Below are 2,615 nucleotides of genomic sequence, written 5' to 3'. Positions count from 1 at the left end.
CCGGGCCGCCGCCGGGCTCGGGTGAGAGTGGGCGGGACTCGGCGGGTGGTGGTTCGGCCGGGCAGCTGCCCGGCTCGGGTGAGAGCAGGCCAGGCCTGGCCGGTGGTGGTTCGGCGGGTTCGCTGGGCTCGGGGCCGTTCGGCGAGTCGCCGGGCGCGGCTACGGGTGACGGTTCGGCCGGGCCGCCGCCGGGCTCCGGTGACAGCGGGCCGCCGAGCGGCGGTGCGGGTGCGGCTGCCGGGTCGCCTTCCCGCGGCAGTGCCGGTGACGGCGGCCGAGGCGAGCCGAAACCGCTTCATCCCGCGCCGCCCGGTGATCCGGGTGGGAGTGCCTTTCTCCGCGTCCGGTCGGTTCGGGTCAGCGACCACGGCTTCCAGGTCGACGTCCACGCCGACCCGCCGGTCGAACTCCTCCGCGACGGCGATGGCCTCACCCTCCGGGCCCTCTGGTGGAACGGCCTCGGGCGGGTCACCGACGACCTCGGGCACGAGTACCTCCTGCTGGCCAAGGACCACGCCGGCTGCGGAACCGTCCGGCACTGGTGCCACCCCCGGCTCGCGCCCGGGGCCACTGTCCTGCGGCTCGAGTCCGCCGGCTACCGGGGGGAGCGCGTCCGGCTGGAACCCGCCGCCGCCGGGAGCTGTGCCGAGGTGCTCGTCAAGCTCGAACTCACCGTGCGGCTGGGGGTGTGACCGTGTCCGGGGCGAAGCAGACCTGGTCGCGGCCGTTCTCCTTCGCCAGGTAGACCGCCGCGTCGGCGGACTGCAGCAGGCGCTCGAGGGTGTCGCCGTGGCGGGGGTGGCGGGCCACGCCGATCGACGTCGTGCGGTCGGCGATCGTGGCCGGGTCGCCGCGCTTGTCCGTGGTCACCATGTGCAGTTTGGCGATCGCGATGCGGATGCGCTCGGCCGCGTCCCACGTCGCGTCTTCGTCGATGTCCGGTAGCAGAACGAGGAATTCCTCGCCGCCGAAACGGCCGACCAAGTCGCTCGGTCTGGTCACTTCGTCGAGCGTTTGCGCAACGGTGCGCAGCACGTCGTCGCCCGCCGGATGTCCATAGGTGTCGTTAATCCACTTGAAGTGGTCCAGATCGACCATCAGCAGCGCCAGTTGATCACCCGATCGAGCGGTCCGTTCGAGAGCGCGTTCCGCCGCCTCCGACCAGCCACGCATGTTGAGAATGCCCGTTTTCGGGTCCGTCCGGACGTCGTTCTGGAGCTGGTCGAGTTCCGCGAGCCGATTGAACACCACGGTGACCACGGCCATCACCGCCACCATCGGCGGGACGGCGGCGAGCAGGATCGCGGTCACCGCGCCGAGGCCGATGGTGATCGCTTCGAGCATGTTGTCGGCCGGGCTGCCCAGCACGTTACGAACCGTGCGCCCGGCGGGGGATCCGAGCAGCAGGACCCCGCCCACGTACGCGATCTGGATCGCTTCGTAGATCGCCCCGGTGACGACGATGGTGCCGAACTCGCGGAGGAAGTCGCCCCACCCCGGCCGGCCGAGCAGGTGCGGCCCGAGCCCCGTGTAGGTGAGGTGCGCGAGCGCGCCGGCGAGGCCGTGCGTGATGGACGAGAAAATGAAGTTGTGCGCGGGCCGCCGGGCGATGAACCAGTGCTGCAACCGGATGACGGCGATGACGAAAAGGGTGAGCGGTACCGGCAGTATCATCGCGGCGGAAAACGTCCACACGGCGGTGAGGTCGATCAGCACCGTTTTGGTCCGGTTGCGCCGCCGTTCCTCCTGGCGCTGGGTCAGCTGAATGTGGACGGTGGCACCCGCGGCCAGAATCGCGAAATTGATCCAGTCGTTTCCGGAGGGAATCGGCGAGCGCGCGAACGAGACGGCGAGAACCGCGATCGCGACGGCTTCGGCCGCCAGCATGAACGCGACCTGCACCGGCCGGCGGCGCCAGAGCGCCCAGTTGCCCGGCCAGTACGCGTGCCGGACCCGGACACCACTGGTCGTGGTCGCGGGCGTACCTGTGGTCACGCCCGGTTCGGCGGCGCTTTCCGCCCGCTCCGGTGCCGATCCGCCCGGTGCGCCCGGCGCGGCCGGGTCCCCGTCCGGTCCTGGATGCAATTGGTCACCTCCTTTCCAGCCTAGTCCCGGCCTTGAGTAATCTCATCGGTACCTGGCAGAGTGTTCACGTATTCCGTGGCCGGGTACCATCCCACAGCAACGGACCGGCCGAGGTCCCGGAGTAACTGCCGGGAACGCGGCGCAAAAGGTTCTGCGAGACTCTCCCCGCATGGAGGTGGCCCCCATGAGCAACCGCGACTTCTGACCACCCTCGAATTGTCACCCGTGACGTCCGCGAATGCCATTCATGATCTTGGCCGTACCCCGGAGGTGGCACCTGGCGCTCATCACGGCCAAGGTTGCGGTTCCGCCCCGCCCACCCGGCGCCAGGCGAACGCCACCGGCACGGCCAGCAGCAGACCCACGGCGCCCGCGAGCGCGATGGTCGCGTGCGCGGAACCCAGCGCCTGCGCGACCAGCCCGCCCAGGCCGACGCCCACCCCCTGGGCGACCCGCAGCGCGGGCGGCCTGTACCGGACCGGGCTGCCCCGGACGTCGTTCGGCACCCAGGTGATGAACGTGGCCGACAC

General features: G+C 70.8%; 1 protein-coding gene and 2 pseudogenes. 1 reads left to right on the top strand and 2 read right to left on the bottom strand.

Features of this window, described 5'->3' with window-relative positions:
• Positions 1-692 (top strand): annotated as a pseudogene (locus tag CCN39_RS52725) (hypothetical protein); the annotation flags it as partial.
• Here CCN39_RS52725 and CCN39_RS47965 read toward each other — a convergent pair.
• Both CCN39_RS47965 and CCN39_RS47960 read right to left on the bottom strand, forming a co-directional pair.
• Positions 670-2,085 (bottom strand): GGDEF domain-containing protein, encoded by a 1,416-nt coding sequence (locus CCN39_RS47965; protein WP_086853852.1) that lies wholly within the window; start codon positions 2,083-2,085, stop codon positions 670-672. The pseudogene CCN39_RS52725 and the gene CCN39_RS47965 sit on opposite strands and share 23 nt — an antisense overlap.
• 287 nt (positions 2,086-2,372) lie before the next feature.
• Positions 2,373-2,615, bottom strand: a pseudogene (locus CCN39_RS47960) (MFS transporter); the annotation flags it as partial.

Origin of the sequence: Amycolatopsis kentuckyensis, from assembly GCF_002155975.1 — a bacterium.
Taxonomy (GTDB): Bacteria; Actinomycetota; Actinomycetes; order Mycobacteriales; family Pseudonocardiaceae; genus Amycolatopsis; species Amycolatopsis kentuckyensis.
The sequence above is the reverse complement of the archived record's forward strand: the minus strand, read 5'-3'. Positions and strand labels throughout refer to the sequence as shown.